This is a genomic window from Myroides odoratimimus (genome assembly GCF_004337635.1).
Taxonomy (GTDB): domain Bacteria; phylum Bacteroidota; class Bacteroidia; order Flavobacteriales; family Flavobacteriaceae; genus Flavobacterium; species Flavobacterium odoratimimum.
Window position 1 is genome coordinate 2,271,874 of the sequence record NZ_CP037427.1, and the last position, 18,585, is coordinate 2,290,458.

Annotated in this window: 14 protein-coding genes; 5 read left to right on the plus strand and 9 right to left on the minus strand. The window is 34.8% G+C overall.

The features are described 5' to 3' along the window. Nucleotides 1-35: 35 nt before the first annotated feature. The gene (locus E0Z07_RS10370; RefSeq protein WP_131540708.1) at nt 36-1,013 is read left to right on the plus strand and encodes a helix-turn-helix transcriptional regulator; all 978 of its coding nucleotides are present in this window, start codon (nt 36-38) and stop codon (nt 1,011-1,013) included. Nucleotides 1,014-1,088: 75 nt separating this feature from the next. Here the strand turns inward: E0Z07_RS10370 and E0Z07_RS10375 are convergent, their stop codons facing one another. Both E0Z07_RS10375 and gcvT read right to left on the minus strand, forming a co-directional pair. After that, nucleotides 1,089-1,799 (minus strand): YebC/PmpR family DNA-binding transcriptional regulator, encoded by a 711-nt coding sequence (locus E0Z07_RS10375; protein ID WP_041889880.1) that lies wholly within the window; start codon nt 1,797-1,799, stop codon nt 1,089-1,091. Between the two features lie 101 nt (nt 1,800-1,900). After that, nucleotides 1,901-2,983 carry a glycine cleavage system aminomethyltransferase GcvT gene (gcvT, locus tag E0Z07_RS10380; protein ID WP_131540709.1) on the minus strand — a complete coding sequence of 361 codons (1,083 nt, stop codon included), beginning with the start codon at nt 2,981-2,983 and terminating at the stop codon, nt 1,901-1,903. 217 nt (nt 2,984-3,200) lie between these two features. Between gcvT and E0Z07_RS10385 the strand changes: the two genes are divergently transcribed. Continuing rightward, complete coding sequence (locus E0Z07_RS10385; protein ID WP_131540710.1) at nt 3,201-3,506, plus strand: DUF6804 family protein; 306 nt, start codon at nt 3,201-3,203, stop codon at nt 3,504-3,506. Nucleotides 3,507-4,266: 760 nt separating this feature from the next. Here the strand turns inward: E0Z07_RS10385 and E0Z07_RS10390 are convergent. Continuing rightward, nucleotides 4,267-6,801, minus strand: a complete 2,535-nt coding sequence (locus tag E0Z07_RS10390) for a heavy metal translocating P-type ATPase (RefSeq protein ID WP_131540711.1) — start codon at nt 6,799-6,801, stop codon at nt 4,267-4,269. A 463-nt stretch (nt 6,802-7,264) separates the two neighbouring features. Between E0Z07_RS10390 and E0Z07_RS10395 the strand changes: the two genes are divergently transcribed. Both E0Z07_RS10395 and E0Z07_RS10400 read left to right on the plus strand, forming a co-directional pair. Beyond that, entirely contained in the window at nt 7,265-8,200 is a 936-nt protein-coding gene (locus E0Z07_RS10395; RefSeq protein WP_131540712.1) for a hypothetical protein, read from the plus strand. A 30-nt stretch (nt 8,201-8,230) separates the two neighbouring features. Then, nucleotides 8,231-9,073 (plus strand): sulfurtransferase, encoded by an 843-nt coding sequence (locus tag E0Z07_RS10400; RefSeq protein ID WP_131540713.1) that lies wholly within the window; start codon nt 8,231-8,233, stop codon nt 9,071-9,073. 48 nt (nt 9,074-9,121) lie between these two features. Here the strand turns inward: E0Z07_RS10400 and E0Z07_RS10405 are convergent, their stop codons facing one another. From E0Z07_RS10405 to E0Z07_RS10430, 6 genes are all read right to left on the minus strand, one after another. Next, the gene (locus E0Z07_RS10405) at nt 9,122-10,648 is read right to left on the minus strand and encodes an AbgT family transporter (RefSeq protein ID WP_006256769.1); all 1,527 of its coding nucleotides are present in this window, start codon (nt 10,646-10,648) and stop codon (nt 9,122-9,124) included. 106 nt (nt 10,649-10,754) lie between these two features. Beyond that, nucleotides 10,755-11,834 carry a hypothetical protein gene (locus E0Z07_RS10410; RefSeq protein ID WP_131540714.1) on the minus strand — a complete coding sequence of 360 codons (1,080 nt, stop codon included), beginning with the start codon at nt 11,832-11,834 and terminating at the stop codon, nt 10,755-10,757. 89 nt (nt 11,835-11,923) lie between these two features. Beyond that, entirely contained in the window at nt 11,924-12,622 is a 699-nt protein-coding gene (locus E0Z07_RS10415) for an RluA family pseudouridine synthase (RefSeq protein ID WP_006260811.1), read from the minus strand. Nucleotides 12,623-12,699: 77 nt separating this feature from the next. Beyond that, nucleotides 12,700-13,518: a 3-methyl-2-oxobutanoate hydroxymethyltransferase gene (panB, locus tag E0Z07_RS10420; RefSeq protein WP_006256766.1), complete on the minus strand. Its 819-nt coding sequence runs from the start codon at nt 13,516-13,518 to the stop codon at nt 12,700-12,702. 57 nt (nt 13,519-13,575) lie between these two features. Then, on the minus strand, nt 13,576-14,757 hold the full coding sequence (locus E0Z07_RS10425) for an SH3 domain-containing protein (protein WP_006260812.1): 1,182 nt from the start codon (nt 14,755-14,757) through the stop codon (nt 13,576-13,578). 4 nt (nt 14,758-14,761) lie between these two features. Then, on the minus strand, nt 14,762-16,186 hold the full coding sequence (locus tag E0Z07_RS10430; protein WP_006256764.1) for an L-serine ammonia-lyase: 1,425 nt from the start codon (nt 16,184-16,186) through the stop codon (nt 14,762-14,764). Between the two features lie 406 nt (nt 16,187-16,592). Here E0Z07_RS10430 and dnaK point away from each other — a divergent pair, with 406 nt between their 5' ends. Next, the gene (gene dnaK / locus E0Z07_RS10435; RefSeq protein WP_006256763.1) at nt 16,593-18,488 is read left to right on the plus strand and encodes a molecular chaperone DnaK; all 1,896 of its coding nucleotides are present in this window, start codon (nt 16,593-16,595) and stop codon (nt 18,486-18,488) included. Nucleotides 18,489-18,585: the final 97 nt, after the last annotated feature.

Below are 18,585 nucleotides of genomic sequence, written 5' to 3' on the forward strand. Positions count from 1 at the left end.
AAAAATTAGCAGTTTAGTAATCAATAGGTAGTTTTATGAGAAAAGGTGATCAAATCGTTGAGTTTTTTGAGTTAGAGAATATGGTAACTAATGAGATGTATCAGAGTAAAAAGGAATTAGTAAATGACTCAGGTACTTTTGTGACTTATCATATCTTTGATTCTGCTGATATTATTATTCGACAGTATTATCTGAAGTATACACAAGATTTTGCCTTGCACTATATTTTTGAAGAAATAGAGTATGTAGAGCTAAGCTTCTTTTTCGGGAAGCATATCGTCAGAGATGTAATTAATGGAACACCTAATAAGTATTTACCTTTTCACTGTTATTTGTCTTATTTAAGCACAGGTTCTACAGCAGATGTTATATTTGAAAAAGATGCCGTGTATGAGCATTTAGATATCTATCTACCTTTAGACTTTTTTAATGAATGGAGTCAGCAAGATGAGACTATAGCAGAATTTACTACTGCGATAAAGAATGACCAGACCTGTAGATTAATTAAAGATATTAAAGTAACACAAGAACTTTTAGTATTACTAAATGAAATCAAAACATGTAGTTATAAAGGGATGGCAAAAGAGATGTATACAAAAGGAAAAGTGTTAGAGGTAATATCCGTGTTATTACATGAGCGAGAGGTGGGAATAGAGGAGTGCTCTAAGTTACAGTTAGGGGTAAAGCTGACACCAGAAGATGAACTAATACTATCTAATATAAAAGAATTTATAGACCTTAATTATCGTGAGTTTTATACTACTGAAGAGCTGTCTAAGCTATTCTTTATGAATGAATATAAACTAAAGAAAGGATTTAAACATTTATACAATCTAGGACTATTCGAATATGCTCAACATAGACGTATGAATATTGCTATACAGAAGTTAGAAGAAGCACATCATACTATTGCAGAGATAGCTTTTGACTTAGGCTATTCTTCTTCTGTAGCCTTTTCTAAAGCTTTTAAGAAGCACTTTGGGTATCCTCCTAAGAGATTTCATTTAACCTAGTAATACTAATTAAAAAAGACGGAATACTTATAGTGAAGTATTCCGTCTTTCTAAAATTATAAACGAAACTACGGATTATGCCATAGTAGTGAAAACGTTTTGTACGTCGTCATCTTCTTCGATTTTGTCTAATAATTTTTCTACGTCAGCTATTTCTTCTTCAGAAAGTTCTTTTGTTACTTGTGGTATTCTATCGAATCCAGAAGATAAAATCTCAATTCCTCTACCCTCTAATTCTTTTTGGATAGATCCAAAGCTTTCAAAAGGAGCATAAATCATTACACCATCTTCATCTTCAAAGATCTCATCAATACCAAAATCAATTAATTCTAATTCGAACTCTTCTAAATCTCTACCTTCTTCTGCAGGGATTCTGAAGTTACATGTATGGTCAAACATAAACTCAACAGAACCTTGTGTACCTAAAGTACCATTGCATTTATTGAAGTAACTTCTAATGTTTGCAACAGTTCTATTATTATTATCTGTAGCACATTCGATTAAGAAAGCGATACCGTGAGGTCCGTATCCTTCGAATATTACTTCTTTATAGTTTTCAGTATCTTTATCAGTAGCACGTTTAATGGCACGCTCTACGTTATCTTTAGGCATATTAGCTGCCTTAGCATTTTGTATTACGGCACGAAGGCGAGCATTAGCCTCGGGATTAGGTCCACCTTCTTTTACAGCCATTACGATATCCTTACCAATTCTTGTAAACGTTTTTGCCATAGCAGACCAACGTTTTAGCTTACGTCCTTTTCTAAATTCAAACGCTCTTCCCATAATAATTTGTTACTTAATTTTATAAATGCAAAAATAACTCATTATTCAAATATATCATAAAAAAAAAGGGAGCTTATTTTTAAGCTCCCTATTCTTTTGTCTTATTTTTTATAAAAAGGTGTTTTTACCACTTTTGCTTCAACATCATTCTTACGAATACGGATGAATATTTGGCTTCCTTCAGCAGCTAGTGCTACAGGTACATATCCCATACCGATTCCTTTACCTAATGAAGGAGATTGAGTACCAGAAGTCACTTTTCCGATTACGTTACCTTCAGCATCTACGATTTCGTAGTCATGTCTAGGAATACCTTTACCTACTAATTCGAATCCAATCAATCTATTTTTGATGCCTGCTTCTTTTTCAGCTTTTAAATTATCTGAGTTGATAAAGTCTTTTGTGAACTTCGTTACCCATCCTAATCCAGCTTCTAATGGAGAGATTTCATCGTTTAGTTCATTACCGTATAAGCAGTATCCCATCTCTAGGCGTAATGTATCACGAGCAGCTAATCCGATTGGTTTGATTCCCCAGTTAGCACCCGCTTCGAATACTTTGTTCCATACTGTTTCTACATCTTCATTTTTAACGTAAACTTCAAAACCACCTGAACCAGTATATCCAGTAGCAGAGATTACTACGTCTTTTACTCCAGCGAAAGTATCAATTACAAAGTTGTAAAATTTGATATCAGCTAAGTTAACTTCAGTTAAGCTTTGCATAGACTCGATAGCTTTAGGTCCTTGTATAGCTAAGATAGAGTAGCCATCAGATAGGTTTTCTAATGTCGCATTCATATCATTGTGAGAGCTTACCCAGTTCCAGTCTTTCTCAATATTTGATGCATTTACTACCATTAAATATTCATTTTCATTTACTCTGTAAGTAATGATATCATCTATAACTCCTCCAGAAGTATTAGGGAAGTAGCAGTACTGAGCTTTACCATCAACCAATACAGAAGCATCATTAGAAGTAACCTTTTGGATTAATGCCAAAGCATTTGGTCCAGAAATTTTGAAGATTCCCATATGAGATACATCAAAAACACCAACACCGTTTCTAACTGTTTCGTGTTCAATGTTTACTCCCTCATATTGTACTGGCATATTAAATCCTGCAAATGGAACCATCTTCGCTCCTAAAGCTTCATGGATATGGTTTAAAGTTACTTGTTTCATTGTGTTGTTAATGATTTAATTATAATTAGGTGCTAAAGTAAGTTTTTTTTACCTCAAATAAAAGTGCTTTTAGGTGGAGATTGATGGAGTAGTATGAATTAATTATAATATTGACAGAATATGCTTTGTTTTATTATATATAATTCTTTGTTATTGATTTTTAATTGATTATAGTTTTTGTTATCTTAGAGTAATCTAATTTATAAAGAATTAAAGTATGGAAAGAGCAATTAAAATATTGGTAGCACTTCTATTAATTTTAAGTGCATTTACTTCTTCATCAGATTTTGATCTTTTAGTAGGATTTATCGTAATGGTAGGTTTAGGAATATTAGCTTATAATTCTCATATTAATAAGAAACTAATCGAAATGGGAATGTATATTCTTATTATTGGAATATTTCAACCATTTTATGTTATCCCGATAGAGCATATCTGGTGGTTGGTAATAGAATTAGTTGCAGCAGGTTATTTAGTTTTATCTGCTGTATTTGCTAAGACTAGAGTAGTAGAACAGGATTAATCTTATCACTTTTTGTAAATAAACAATTGATAATAAGCTTACCATGACCTTTGTAGTGGTAAGCTTTTGTTTTTTTAGTGTATGTATTGTTTCTATGGCTTAGGTGAAACATCAAAAGAGATATGAAATTAAGTTTTTTTGAATAAAATTAAGTTTTTTTGAAAAAGATGTATGTAGTTGATTATAAGTTTTTTTAAATGTTATTTTATTGAGTGATATTCTGTTTTTATATTAATTTATTACGTCTAGTTATTTTAAATGTTAATGTTTATGTTTTTTTTGTATATTAGCACTGTTAAACTTTTGAAGATATTTAAGAACATCTAATTATTTTAATAAAAAACAGAGTGGGGACTTGTTTTTTTTTTATATAGATGATTCTGATTAGGCCATTCTTTTGGATGGCCTTTTTTTAAGTTTAATAAACTAAAAGTTAGTATTTGTGTTTGCAATTTTAGTTTTTAAGGTGAGTAAAAAGCCAGGGTGAACTACCCAGGCTTTTTTGTTTTTATACTTGTTGTTTCAAGTCTAGATTAAATATTAGCTCAATACAGTAGAAGGAATGTTGCTTTACTGTTCTTTTATTAGTTTATAACTATGCTATAATAGTGAAATTACCAACTCAAAGCTATTTCGTATAATTGCTTTCGTTTATGTATCAATCACCTAATTTGAAGTAAACTAAAAAGCAAAAAAAACCAGAGCTATTGCTATCGCTCTGGTTAAAAAAAATGAAAGGTATTATAAAAAAAAATGATGATTAAAGTTTCAAGTTCTTTAGTCTTAATGAGTTTGTAATAACAGATACAGAACTAAAGCTCATCGCTACAGCTGCAATCATAGGTGATAATACTATTCCGAAGATAGGGTATAGTACACCTGCAGCGATAGGTATACCGACACTATTATAGATAAAGGCAAAGAATAAATTCTGCTTAATATTATTCATTACCCCATGACTTAGATTAATAGCCTTAGGTATCCCTGCCAAATCTCCTTGTAGCAAGGTTACTTCTGCACTTTCTATAGCCACATCCGTTCCAGTACCCATAGAGATACCTACATTTGCTTGGGCTAGAGCAGGTGCGTCATTTATACCATCACCTGCCATAGCTACTATTTTTCCTTGTTCTTGTAGTTTCTTTATTTCGTTTAATTTATCTTCAGGCATTGCTTCAGCTAAGAAATGTTTAATATTCAATTCTGTTGCAACAGCCTGCGCAGTTTTAGGATTATCTCCAGTAATCATAATTACTTCAATTCCTTTATTTTGAAGCTCTTTTACAGCTTGTTTACTCGATTCTTTTATTTTGTCATAGAGTACAGCATACCCTATTATAATATTATTATCTGCGATATAAGACACTGTCTTTCCTTGGCTTTGTTCTTTCTCTACTTGTTGTAGTAAGTCATCAGTTAGTGGAGCGTTCACTACGTCCATAAGTGCTTTATTCCCTAGAGAAATTCGTTTTTTATCTACTAAGCCTTGTATTCCTTTTCCTGTAATATTATTAAACATCTTTACAGATGTCAGACTTAGACCGTCTTCTTTTGCTTTTTTAGTAAATGAAGTCGCTAATGCATGCTCACTATTTTGATTAAGTGAAGCTGTCAGTAGTAGTAAATCCTCTGCTGTATATTCAGAAGAAATACTTACTATTTTTTCTACTGATGGTTTACCTTCCGTCAGCGTACCTGTCTTATCTGTGATTAATACATTTACTTTATTAGCTGTTTCTAATGCTTCTGCATTTTTAATCAGAATACCATTCTGAGCACCTTTACCGATTCCTACCATTATAGACATAGGTGTAGCTAAGCCTAAAGCACAAGGGCAAGCAATGATTAATACTGCTAATGCATTGACAAAGGCATAGGCTAATCTAGGTTCAGGTCCTAATGTCTTCCATAGAATAAAAGTAGCTATGGCAATTATCACCACGATAGGTACAAAGTACTTTGCTACTTGATCAGCTAGTTTCTGAATAGGGGCTCTTGAACGACTAGCATTATTTACCATCTCAATAATCTGAGAAAGTAGTGTCTCGTCACCTACTTTTTCGGCAGTCATGATGAATGAACTATTTCCATTAATAGTACCAGATACAACTTTATCTCCTTTTATTTTGTGTACAGGGATAGGCTCTCCAGTGATCATAGCTTCATCTATACTAGATTCTCCTTCTATAATTTCGCCATCTACAGGTATCTTTTCTCCTGGTTTTACACGTAGATGATTTCCTTTAATAATCTTATCTATTTGTATTATTTCTTCTCCTTGTTCAGTAACTAAAGTTGCTTCTGTAGGAGAAAGTTTTAGTAATTCTTTTATAGCGGTATTGGTACGACTATGCGCTTTTGCTTCCATTACTTGTCCTACTAATACCAGTGTAAGAATCACGGCTACAGATTCAAAGTAAAGGTGAATACCATGCTCTCCTTTAAAATCATCAGGGAAAAGATCAGGGAAAAATAAGGCTACAACACTAAAGATTAACCCAGCAGCAGATCCTAAACCGATTAAACTAAACATATTCAGATTCCATGTCTTAAATGAAGTCCATGCTCTACTAAAGAACATCCAACATACATAGACTACAGGAATAGTGAATAATAACTGTATATAGTTATTCCACTCATGAGGTACGACTTTTCCGATAGGATCACCTGGTATCATAGACCCCATGGCTAGTATAAATACTGGAATAGTGAAGGCTACTGAGATACGCAGTTTCTTCAGCATATCTGTATATGTAGTATCTTCTTGTTCTACTAGTATGGTCTTAGGCACTAAGTTCATCCCACACTTCGGACAATTCCCCGGTTTGTCATAGGTCTTATCTCCCTCACATAGCATCGGACAGTAGTAGACTGTCTTCTCTACTTTAGGTGCAGGGATTTGCTCTAAGTTCATCCCACATACAGGACATCCTACATTGGTATCATACACTTTATCCCCCTCACATAGCATCGGACAGAAGTATTTACCCGCTTTATCTTCCATTCCCTTAGGAAGTTCTTGTTGGTACATATCTTCTTCTGATACTTCTACAGCTGGTAGAATCTCTTGCGTACCATCTTCATGAGTTACTATTTCTTGTAGTATATAGTTTCCTTTTTTTAGTAATTCTTTCTGAAGTGTTAAGGTATCTATATCATGATGAGACTCTATATTGGCTTGCTCTTGTTCTAATGAAACTTCGGCAGTTACACCGTGTATTTCATTTAGGGTATCTTCTATCTTGGTTCTACAGCCATTACAGCTCATACCACTTACTTTATATTCTTTTTTCATTTGTACAATAATTCTTTTTGTGCAGATACAAAGTACGAATAAAAAGACAGATATAGTGTTATACAATTTTGAAGAAGGGTTATACAGTTTTGTATTAATGTAGAGTGAATTTGTTTTTATTGATTAGTTTATGTGGGTTGGTTATCATTTTTTTAGAGTAATTTCTGCTATATGTTGCAATGACCGAATCTTTATGGGGTTATGATAGCATAGTGGTCGCATAGTTTTAGCCCTTTTTTATGCGACCATTATGCCATCACTATGCGATCACTATGCGACCACTGCTGAAAAAACGGTTTCGTCCTAATATAGCTGTACAGTTATTGTTTATAATCCTGCTTTTAACTGTACACTTGTTTTTAGTGATTTTCAGATTGTTTTGCGGGTTTAGTATTTATTATAACAAGAAGAAATAAGAGAACGTGGTTATTTTTTGTACTTTAGATTTTCAATATAAGATAGAATGATAAGACTTAGTTTAGGATTGTTTATAGTAGGGATAACCCTGATGGGATGTAAGGAGAATAGACAACAAGAAGTCAGTAATACAACTGCAGATCCTCAAGAGAAAGTGGTTGTAAATAAGAAGAAGTTTATAGAAGGGGCTCTAGTGTATAAGATGTCATTAAGTGATTCTCTTCTCAATCAGTTTATCGTACACATTAGTCATGATCCATTGTACAGTAAAGAATTAGCTAATAAGTACCTAGCTGAGCTATCTGTAGAAGATAGAGATAGCGTGAAGCAGTTTCTGACAGAGAATCCTCAGATATTAAAAGAATACGGTAGATTGCCTTTTATAAAGAATAATGTATATGTAGCAGGGTATGAAGTCGTGTATAAGGCAGAAGGAGCTACTTATCTTCTAGAGAATAAGTGGAATGATATACTAGATGAAGGATTTGTATATGCGACCTCGACGATAGTTCCTAATACAGCATTAAACTTCTCTTACCAAAAAGACTTTTTAGAAAAAGAACACTGGCATATTCATATTACCTTAGATGATTATACTCGTGTGACGTCTGATGAGGTAAGTATGGTAGCAGGGTATGAAGTAGAGAAAATAATCTATACTCTAAAGAAAAATAGCAAAAAGAACAATTTGCCTAAATCTCTAATAGTTTATACCAGTACACTCTTTAATCCTGTTATTAATAAAGTACAGCCTTATTATCTAAATGAAGAAGGAGGAATCCTAAAATTAGAAGTAGAGATGCCTAGTGTACCTCAAAGTATGAATATGGTGTATGAAGCTGAAATGATCGTAGGGAGAAAGCTGTTAGAACAAGAGACGGCTATAGTAGCTACTAAAGCATTCTATGGGACTAAATCAAATGATGACTTAGCTAAGTTAAAAGAAAGATTATCTAAGATTTTTGTGGTACCGAGTATATAGAATAAGAGATGAAACAAACAATAAGTATATATGAAACCAATTATCCAACCAGGTGAACTATTGTCTTTAAGAGAACAAGGAAGTAGTTATATATTAATAGATGCTACAAATAGTAAGGTGGCTAGAGCTGAGTATGAGAAAGAACACTTAGACGGAGCTTTATTTGTAGATGGAAATACACAGCTAGCCCATATAGGAGAAGATGCGTCAAAAGGAGGGAGACATCCATTGCCTTCTGTAGCACAATTTGCTCACAGCTTGAAGTCTTTAGGTATTACTCCAGATAGTCATGTGATTATTTATGACACAGTATTCGGAGGTAATTCTGCTGCTCGCTTTTGGTGGATGCTGACAGCTGTAGGTCATCAGAAAGTACAAGTGCTAAGTGGTGGAATGAGTGCTGCGCAGCATGTAGGTTTTCCAAGCAATAATAATGTGGTAAAAGCAAGTGAAGTAGGAGTATATCCTGTAACGGAGTGGCAACTACCACTAGCTGATATTCATGAAATAGAGACGAATGTAGGGCGAGAGGATTATGTAGTGATCGATGTACGTGAGGCAAATCGATATAAAGGGATAACAGAACCTATTGACACAGTGGCAGGGCATATACCAGGAGCTATCAATGTTCCGTTTATGTCTAATCTAGATGAGAAGGGGATGTTCTTGACAGAAGAACAGTTAAGAGAGAAGTACACTGCTATTCTACAAGATTATCCGTTAGAGAATAGAGCAGTACACTGTGGCTCTGGTATTACAGCATGTCACACTCTATTAGCCATCACAGCAGCTGGTATCCCGACGCCTAAGCTATATGTGGGCTCGTGGAGTGAATGGTCTAGAAGTAATAAACCTATTGCAACAGAAGCGTAAATAGTATAAACACTAAGAGCTAACTTTATAAAGTTAGCTCTTAGTGTTTTATTGTGCAGTATAGAATAGTTGTGCTCCTGGCCCTAGAGGTAATTCTAGAAGTAACCAAATCACAAATATAATAGACCAACCGATAAAGAATACAATAGTATAAGGAAGCATCGTAGAGACGATAGTTCCTATACCTGCTTTTTTGTCATAACGCTGCATAAAGGCAACAATTAAGGCAAAATAACTCATCATCGGAGAGATAATATTAGTAACGCTATCTCCTATACGGTAAGCCACTTGGACTAGTTCTGGAGAATACCCTAATAACATGAACATAGGGATAAATACAGGTGCCATAATAGCCCATTTAGCAGAGGCACTTCCCATAATTAGGTTAATTAAGGCCGAGACTACAATAAACATCAGCATCAGTGGAATAGCTCCTAAACCTGATTTCTGTAGTGTTTCTGCACCTTCTATTGCGAAGATTAACCCTAGATTAGTCCAATTAAAATAAGCAACGAACTGAGCTGCAAAGAACACTAAAACAATGTAAGACCCCAAAGTTTCCATCGCTTTTGACATTCCTTTCATTACATCTGTATCGTTTTTGATAGTTTTAGCTCCGATACCATAAGCGATACCTGCTAGGGCAGCTCCAATAAATAATAAAGCAACAATACCTGACATAAAAGGAGACTTCAAAATCCCACCATCAGTACCTCTTAAATAACCGCTCTCTGGGATCAGACCTCCTAGTATAAATACAGTGAATAAAAAACCTGCTATAGAGGCATAGATTAGGCCTTTCTTTTCTTCTTTTGTTAAAGGATCTATAGAAATTGCTTTTTCATCTCCTGTGTATTCTCCTAATCTAGGTACGACTATGCGCTCTGTAACCCATGTACCAAGAATAGCAATAATGAAGGTAGATACAAATAAAAAGTAATAGTTCGCAGCGGGGTTAACTACATAAGCAGGGTCTATAATTCTAGCTGCTTCTTCTGATAATCCTGCTAATAGCGGATCTATAGTTCCCAATAATAAGTTAGCACTATATCCTCCTGATACTCCTGCGAAGGCAGCTGCTAGTCCTGCTATAGGATGTCTACCTGCTGCTAAGAATATGATAGCAGCTAAGGGTACTAATAAAACATAACCTACTTCACTAGCCGTATTAGAAAGTATGCCTGCAAATACGATAACGAATGTCAGTAGCTTCTTAGGAGAGGATAGTACAATCTTTTTTAAGATAGTTCCTATTAATCCAGAACCTTCTGCAATACCAATACCTAGTAAAGAGACTAGTACCGTACCTAAAGGAGCAAAGTTAGTAAAGTTAGTAACCATTTTAGAAAGAATCATGTGTAATCCTTCTGCACTTACTAGGTTGAATGACTTTATCTCTTCTTTAGTACCTGGATGGAGTACGGAGAGATCGAAAAAACTGGCTATCCATGAGGCTATAATAACTAATACAGCAAAACTAGCAAACAGAGTTGCTGGATGAGGTAACATATTACCAATCTTTTCAACACTAGATAAAAACTTATCTACTAAACTTTTTTTAGGCTTATCATTCATTTATCAAAAAATTATGTAAAAAGTGAAGATAATATTTTTTACTTATCTATGAAATGGGATTCGTTTTTTTACAATAATTTATATTGATGATATATGCTTAGCGTTTTTATAACTTTAGGTCATAGATGGATACGCCTTTTTCATTACATGATAAGAACTGCTGAGAGGTAGTGTTATATATATAAGTACGAATGGTATGATCCTGATGAAGTACTTCTCCATTCTTAGATACGATATATACCCCTTCATCTGAGTTAACTAATACGAAAGCATCGAGTATAGTGTCAAAGTACATAGCGTTGTATTGGATACCTTTATGTTGTAGTTGTATTTTATCTAATAAGGTAGCTTTGTTTTTTTCCAATAGGTAAAGGTGTATTTCATCTAAGGTATCCTCTGTTGCTTCTTCCTCTTCTTCTGTATAAGGGCTGTGTTCTACGGCAAGGGTATTATTGCTTACCCAACATACTTGTCTTGATTCATGTTCTCCTCCATGAACGATGATATCTTGTATTCTAGGGTTGGTGATAAAATTACAGATATCATAAGCATTGATACAATCAAAAGAACCCCATACCCAACCTACACTTGCGAAGTATTGATGATTAGGAGATAATAGTAACTTACCATAGAAATAATCATAGGTGCTCGGCCAAGCTAGTTTATTGTGTTCTTTATGAGTTTTATAAAACTCGATATGCTTCTCTTCTGCAGCGTCTTCTATTAAAGATTTAGCAGCAGTTAGTACTTGACGAGTATCTAAATTCATGATTTGTACATGGTTCCAATCATCTGCATAGATGATATGAGGTATTTCATTGGCATCTTTATACAGTGCGATAGGGTACTTCGTAATATTAGCGTAATAATCCCCTCTCCATAGATGTAGTCGGTATTCTTGTTTAGGATTAATGATATAACCATGACGTTTAAAGTCGTTTACGATAACGATAATATCATCTAAAGTATAGATAGAAATAGGAGCAGTGAGGTCAAACCCGTCATCTGTATACCCCATACTATCTTGTAAAGTAGATACTAGGGTAGTTTTGTCTGTCTGAAAGTTATGTCTTGTTACATCTCCATTGCTCAGTACCATCACTATTTCGTCAGTATTAGATAGTGTAGAAGCGAGTATGGTGTCATCAGTCAGCTGTGTATAGCTATATTTCTTTTCTATTTGCATATTTTGTAATTTGTAGCGAAGATACGAAGTTGACCAATAGGAGATTATAGAAATGTAAAAAGCTATTCATTTCTGAATAGCTTTTTGTATTATTTTGGTTCTATATTATTCCATATTACTTCCTCAGGAGTAGGAGCTACTATAGTAAGTGTTTCTTTTGTCACTGGATGGATAAAGGTAAGCTTACGAGCATGTAAGTGAATACCTCCATCAGGATTACTTCTGTCTGCTCCATATTTTAGATCTCCTTTAATAGGGCAACCTATAGCTGATAGCTGGCATCTTATCTGATGGTGACGTCCTGTGTATAGATCTATCTCTAGAGTAGAATAGGTCTTTAGTTGGTGAAACATTCTATAGGTTAGCTTTGCCTTTTTACTATTAGGGACTTCTTTATTATGTGCTTTAGAAGTATTGTTCTTAGGGTTTCTAACTAGGAAGTGCTCTAATGTGTCCTCTACTTTAGGGGGAGCATCTTTTACTACTGCCCAATACGTTTTTTGTGTTTCTCTGTTCTTGAATGATTCGTTTAAGCGACTCAGTGCTTTAGATGTTTTTGCAAATACTACTAATCCAGAAGTAGGACGGTCTAAGCGATGTACTACGCCTAGATAAACTTCTCCAGGTTTATTGTACTTCTTTTTTAAGTATAATTTTACTATTTCGCTTAGTGGCATATCACCTGTTTGGTCACCTTGTACGATATCGCCTACGCGTTTATTAATGACGATGATATGATTATCTTCATGTAATACTTGTAGGTTTTCGGGTGTAGAAACAATCTTCATTTGTAATAATTTGAAACAAAAATATCCTTTTTATATGTAAAAAGGATATTCTTTGTATTTTAAATAAGTAAGCTTTCTTAATACTGTTCGTTTTCATTCGGAAAATCAACAGACTTAACATCTTCAACATATTGAGATACTGCATTTTTCATATCTTCAAAAATGTTCATATAACGACGTAAGAATTTAGGGCTAAATTCGTGAGTAAGTCCTATCATATCATGTACTACTAATACTTGCCCATCTACACCATTACCAGCACCGATACCGATAACAGGGATAGAAATACTCTCAGCAACTTTCTTTGCTAAAGCAGCAGGAATCTTTTCTAGTACAAGAGCAAAACACCCTATCTCTTCTAACATTTTAGCGTCTTTGATCAGCTGATTAGCTTCTTCTTCTTCTTTAGCTCTTACGGTATAAGTACCAAATTTATAGATAGACTGAGGAGTAAGTCCTAAGTGGCCCATCACAGGGATACCTGCATCTAAGATACGTTTAATACCGTCCTTAATCTCTTCTCCACCTTCCATCTTTACTGCATGAGCGCCACTTTCTTTCATGATACGAATAGCTGAACGCAATGCTTCTTTAGGATCAGATTGGTAAGAACCAAAAGGTAAGTCCACAACAATTAGCGCTCTGTCAGCTCCACGTACTACAGACTGTGCGTGATAGATCATCTGATCTAATGTAATCGGTAGAGTAGTCTCATGACCAGCCATTACATTACTAGCAGAATCTCCTACAAGCATTACGTCAACTCCACCTGCTTCTAATACTTTAGCCATAGAGTAGTCATAACATGTTAACATTGATATTTTCTCTCCGTTGGCTTTCATATCTATTAGCGACTTAGTTGTCACTTTTTTATAGTCTTTTTTTGCTACAGACATTTTTCTTGTTTTTTTGGGTTATTGTAAAATTGTTATTTCAGAATAAAAAGAAGAGAATTAGCAGAAGTAAATCAATTCTACTTTACTCAGCTTACCTTCTGCAAATGAAAATTGGTATACCATATCTCCAGCTGCTATCTGATACGCTTTTTCTAAAGGAAGAATTGTATTAATAAGGCCTTTTCCTATTTCTAAAAATTCTTTTTCTGTTGTATTTTCATTCACGATGCTGTTGTTGATCTTGAATCCAGCATCATTTTTTATTTCTATTATTCTTAACTTATATGTTTTATTGACATCATGTCCAATACATTCAGCTGTATGGAATATTATATTGCTCTCATAGTCTCCTAGAGCACAATCATCTAAGTTAGAATAACTCTCTTTTATCTTCCCTAGACTTTTCTCTAATGTGGCTAAGCTAAAACCTTTTCTTGGTTCTAACACATTATTTAACGTAAAACCGAATAGTTGTTGGTTTAGCATATTTTCTATTTTGTCAGCTATTTCTTCATTATTAGGAGACACTTTTAGAACTTCTGCTTGTAGTCTAGCGATGGTTGCTTTTTCTGGACGGTTATTTTTGTCCGCATATTCAGCAAAAACTCCTAGTGCTAGTGCTGTTTCATCTTGGCTACTATTCCAACCAAGCTCTACGATACGTTGGATAAATCTCTTTTGATCTTTTGGATCAGTAGCTTTTTTATAATTTGTTATTAGATTGTTTAGGTTAGGTCTTTTACCTAAATATTTCACTGGTACATAGCCTGTATTTCCTAAGTGAGATACTTTTACCCAAGCTTCTTTATCATAAGGGTAGTAATCTATGGCTAATGGTGTACCTGTGTACAGTGTCTCTAATACTTCTGCTTGATGATTAGGAGCTTTTCTTACCTTCAGTCCACCTACTGTTGTGAATAAGTGAGGACTTCCATAATAATCATCAAAGTCTATAATCGGATTAGGAGAGGCTTCTGATGTATCTTCTGCTGAGAGCGTTTTTTTTAGATTATTAATATCTAAAATATAAGTCTCTTCTGCATAAGCATTAGTTACCTTGAATACATCTTTGTTTATTTTTTCTATATTTTCTAAATAAGCACCACGTGTATAGACTCCTATCTGAGTAGTACCATTAGCATCGTTGTAAGCTACAGTGGGTGTAGATACATAGAGTTGACTCTGTCCTAAAGCATAGGCCGAGACTAGGAAACACAATATTCCAATCGTTTGTTTCATCTGTTTAACAGTCTGATAAGTTTACAGCTACAGCAAGACCACCTTCTGAAGTCTCTTTGTATTTATTATTCATGTCTTTTGCAGTTTCCCACATTGTATTGACTACTTTGTCTAAAGGAACTTTTGCATTCTTAGGGTCAGTATCTAAAGCAAGCTCTGCTGCATTAATAGCTTTAATAGCGCCCATCGTGTTTCTTTCTATGCAAGGTACTTGAACTAGACCTCCGATAGGGTCACATGTCAGTCCTAAGTGATGTTCCATAGCTATCTCAGCTGCTACAGTTACTTGTTCTGGAGTACCTCCCATTAGCTCACATAAGGCACCAGCAGCCATTGCACTAGAAACCCCAATCTCTGCTTGGCATCCTCCCATAGCAGCAGATATCGTAGCTCCCTTTTTAAAGATACTACCTATTTCGCCAGCTACCATTAAGAACTGTTTGATTTCTTTATCGCCTGCTTTATGGTTCTCTATAACTAGATAATACATTAATACCGCTGGTATAACTCCTGCACTACCATTAGTAGGGGCAGTCACTACACGCCCAAGAGAAGCATTCACTTCATTAACAGCTAAGGCAAAACAACTTACCCATTTCAATATCTGTCTAAAGTAAACCTTTGTCTTACGAATAGTCTGTAACCATTCTTGAGGTGTGTTATAAGGGAGGTCTCCTTTCAGTTTAGAATGAGTGTCATAAGCACGTCTACGTACGTTAAGGCCTCCTGGTAATATACCTTCTGTATGACATCCGATATACATACACTCTAGCATGGTATTCCACACGCGTAATAACTCATTATGTATCTCTTCTTCTGAACGTATAGACTTTTCATTTTCATATACTAATTCAGAGATAGACATATTCTGCTCTTTACAGTAGGCTAATAATTCCGTAGCTTTTTCTATAGGGAAAGGGAAAGTAGCTTTGATCTCTTCTTTCTCTTGATTATCAGGGTTTTCTTCTTTTACTACAAATCCTCCACCGATAGAATAAAAGGTAGATTCATATAGTTCATGTTCACCATATTGTACAGTAAATGTCATTCCATTAGCATGGAAAGGGAGGAAGTTTCTATTAAATACAATGTTTTCCTTAGGGTTAAACACTACAGGCATTGTTCCTCCTAATAATAAAGACTGTGAAGCATTAATATGATCAATAATACCACTAATGTCTTCGACAGGGACATATTCTGGATCAGCTCCACTTAGTCCTAACATGACAGCTAAGTCAGTAGCGTGCCCTACTCCCGTAAGAGAAAGTGAACCAAATAAATCTATTTTCAGAGAAGAAACTTGGTCAAAGATATTGCGATCACGCAATTCTTTTAAAAAAAGCTCAGCGGCTCTCCAAGGACCTAAAGTATGCGAACTAGATGGTCCTACACCGATTTTGAGCATATCAAATACAGAAATACATTCCATAAAATAGTAGTGATTTAATAATACGAAGATAGCTAAATTCTAATCAGAGACAACTTTTAGAGATTTATTTAACGCAAGATGGGAAGGGAATTATGTGGATAGATAATTATATAGTTGTTTTATGTTTCTTGTATTGATTACTAAGTAGGAGTAGTAAGTGATGTGTTTTTTAAGGAGAGGGCTTCTTAAGGAGAGGTATCATTGTCAGTATATACTGACGTTATGTATGCTTATTTCTTATCTAAAAGAGAGGTAAATGACAATATGACATTATTTAAAAGATAAAATGACCTAAAAACAGACAAAATATTCAATTTTTTCTGTTGGCACAAAGATTGTTTAAGAGTAACCGAGCATGAAGCTCACGACAATGAATTAAGTATAAAAATAAACTATAGAAAATATTATGAGTAAAATAATTGGTATTGACTTAGGAACTACAAACTCTTGTGTTTCTGTAATGGAAGGAAACGAGCCAGTAGTAATTTCAAACGCTGAAGGAAAAAGAACTACACCATCTATCGTAGCTTTCGTAGAAGGTGGAGAGATTAAAGTAGGTGATCCTGCAAAACGTCAGGCTGTAACTAACCCAACAAAAACAGTTGCGTCTATCAAACGTTTTATGGGAGAGAAATATAGTGAGGCTGCGAAAGAAGCAACAGCAGTACCTTACCAAGTAGTAAAAGGAGATAATGATACTCCACGTGTAGATATCGATGGACGTTTATATACGCCACAAGAAATCTCTGCGATGACACTACAAAAAATGAAAAAGACAGCTGAAGATTTCTTAGGACAAGAAGTATCGGAAGCAGTTATTACTGTACCAGCTTACTTTAATGACGCACAACGTCAAGCGACAAAAGAAGCAGGAGAGATTGCAGGATTAAAAGTAAGACGTATCATTAACGAGCCTACAGCGGCTGCGTTAGCATACGGATTAGACAAAACAGGAAAAGATCAAAAAGTAGTAGTATATGACTTAGGTGGTGGTACATTCGATATCTCTATCCTTGAGTTAGGAGACGGTGTATTCGAAGTATTATCTACTAATGGAGATACTCACTTAGGAGGAGATGATTTCGATAACGTAATTATCAACTGGTTAGCAGATGAGTTTAATTCTGCTGAAGGAGTAGATTTACGTAAAGATGCTATGGCATTACAACGTTTAAAAGAAGCTGCTGAGAAAGCTAAAGTTGAGTTATCTTCTGCTACACAAACAGAGATTAACTTACCTTATGTAACAGCTACTGCTTCAGGACCAAAACACTTGGTACAAACATTGACAAGAGCTAAATTTGAGCAATTATCAGATGATTTAGTACGTCGTTCTATGATTCCTTGTGAGAAAGCTTTAAAAGATGCTGGTTTATCTAAATCAGATATCGATGAGGTAATCTTAGTAGGTGGATCTACACGTATCCCAAGAATCCAAGAAGAAGTAGAGAAATTCTTTGGTAAAAAACCACACAAAGGAGTTAACCCTGATGAGGTTGTAGCTATCGGTGCTGCTATCCAAGGAGGTGTATTAACTGGAGATGTAAAAGATGTATTATTATTAGATGTTACGCCACTTTCATTAGGTATTGAAACTATGGGAGGTGTATTCACTAAATTAATCGAATCTAATACAACTATTCCAACTAAGAAATCTCAAGTATTCTCTACTGCTGCAGATAACCAACCATCGGTTGAAATCCACGTATTACAAGGAGAGAGACCAATGGCTAATGATAACAAAACAATCGGTCGTTTTCACTTAGATGGTTTACCACCTGCACAAAGAGGAGTGCCTCAAATCGAAGTAACTTTCGATATCGATGCTAATGGTATTATCAAAGTATCTGCTACAGATAAAGGAACTGGTAAATCTCACGATATTCGTATCGAAGCTTCATCTGGATTAACTGAAGAAGAAATCCAAAGAATGAAAAAAGAAGCTGAAGCCAATGCTGATGCTGATAAAAAAGCAAAAGAAACTGTAGAGAAAATCAACGAAGCTGATGCTATGATTTTCCAAACAGAAAAACAATTAAAAGAGTTCGGAGATAAATTATCTGAAGGAAATAAATCTAATATCGAAGGAGCTTTAGCTGAATTAAAAACAGCTTTTGAAACTAAGAACTTAGATACTATCCAACCAGCGTTAGACAAAATTAACGAAGCTTGGAAAGCAGCATCTGAAGAAATGTACAAAGCACAAGCTGAAGGTGGTCAAGCAGGTCCTCAACAAGGACAGCCAAACCAAGGTGGTGATGCTGATGGTACACAAGATGTAGAATACGAAGAAGTGAAGTAAACCCACTTATATAGTTGTAAAGAGAGAAACCGAGTCTGTATAGGCTCGGTTTTTTTATGTGGTAAATTTATAGTTAGGGAGGAATGTGTTTATTTAT

Coding starts and splice junctions, on each gene's coding strand:
- E0Z07_RS10370 (WP_131540708.1), top strand. CDS start 36: ATGAGAAAAGGTGATCAAATCGTTGAGTTTTTTGAGTTAGAGAATATG.
- E0Z07_RS10375 (WP_041889880.1), bottom strand. CDS start 1,799: ATGGGAAGAGCGTTTGAATTTAGAAAAGGACGTAAGCTAAAACGTTGG.
- gcvT (WP_131540709.1), bottom strand. CDS start 2,983: ATGAAACAAGTAACTTTAAACCATATCCATGAAGCTTTAGGAGCGAAG.
- E0Z07_RS10385 (WP_131540710.1), top strand. CDS start 3,201: ATGGAAAGAGCAATTAAAATATTGGTAGCACTTCTATTAATTTTAAGT.
- E0Z07_RS10390 (WP_131540711.1), bottom strand. CDS start 6,801: ATGAAAAAAGAATATAAAGTAAGTGGTATGAGCTGTAATGGCTGTAGA.
- E0Z07_RS10395 (WP_131540712.1), top strand. CDS start 7,265: ATGATAAGACTTAGTTTAGGATTGTTTATAGTAGGGATAACCCTGATG.
- E0Z07_RS10400 (WP_131540713.1), top strand. CDS start 8,231: ATGAAACCAATTATCCAACCAGGTGAACTATTGTCTTTAAGAGAACAA.
- E0Z07_RS10405 (WP_006256769.1), bottom strand. CDS start 10,648: ATGAATGATAAGCCTAAAAAAAGTTTAGTAGATAAGTTTTTATCTAGT.
- E0Z07_RS10410 (WP_131540714.1), bottom strand. CDS start 11,834: ATGCAAATAGAAAAGAAATATAGCTATACACAGCTGACTGATGACACC.
- E0Z07_RS10415 (WP_006260811.1), bottom strand. CDS start 12,622: ATGAAGATTGTTTCTACACCCGAAAACCTACAAGTATTACATGAAGAT.
- panB (WP_006256766.1), bottom strand. CDS start 13,518: ATGTCTGTAGCAAAAAAAGACTATAAAAAAGTGACAACTAAGTCGCTA.
- E0Z07_RS10425 (WP_006260812.1), bottom strand. CDS start 14,757: ATGAAACAAACGATTGGAATATTGTGTTTCCTAGTCTCGGCCTATGCT.
- E0Z07_RS10430 (WP_006256764.1), bottom strand. CDS start 16,186: ATGGAATGTATTTCTGTATTTGATATGCTCAAAATCGGTGTAGGACCA.
- dnaK (WP_006256763.1), top strand. CDS start 16,593: ATGAGTAAAATAATTGGTATTGACTTAGGAACTACAAACTCTTGTGTT.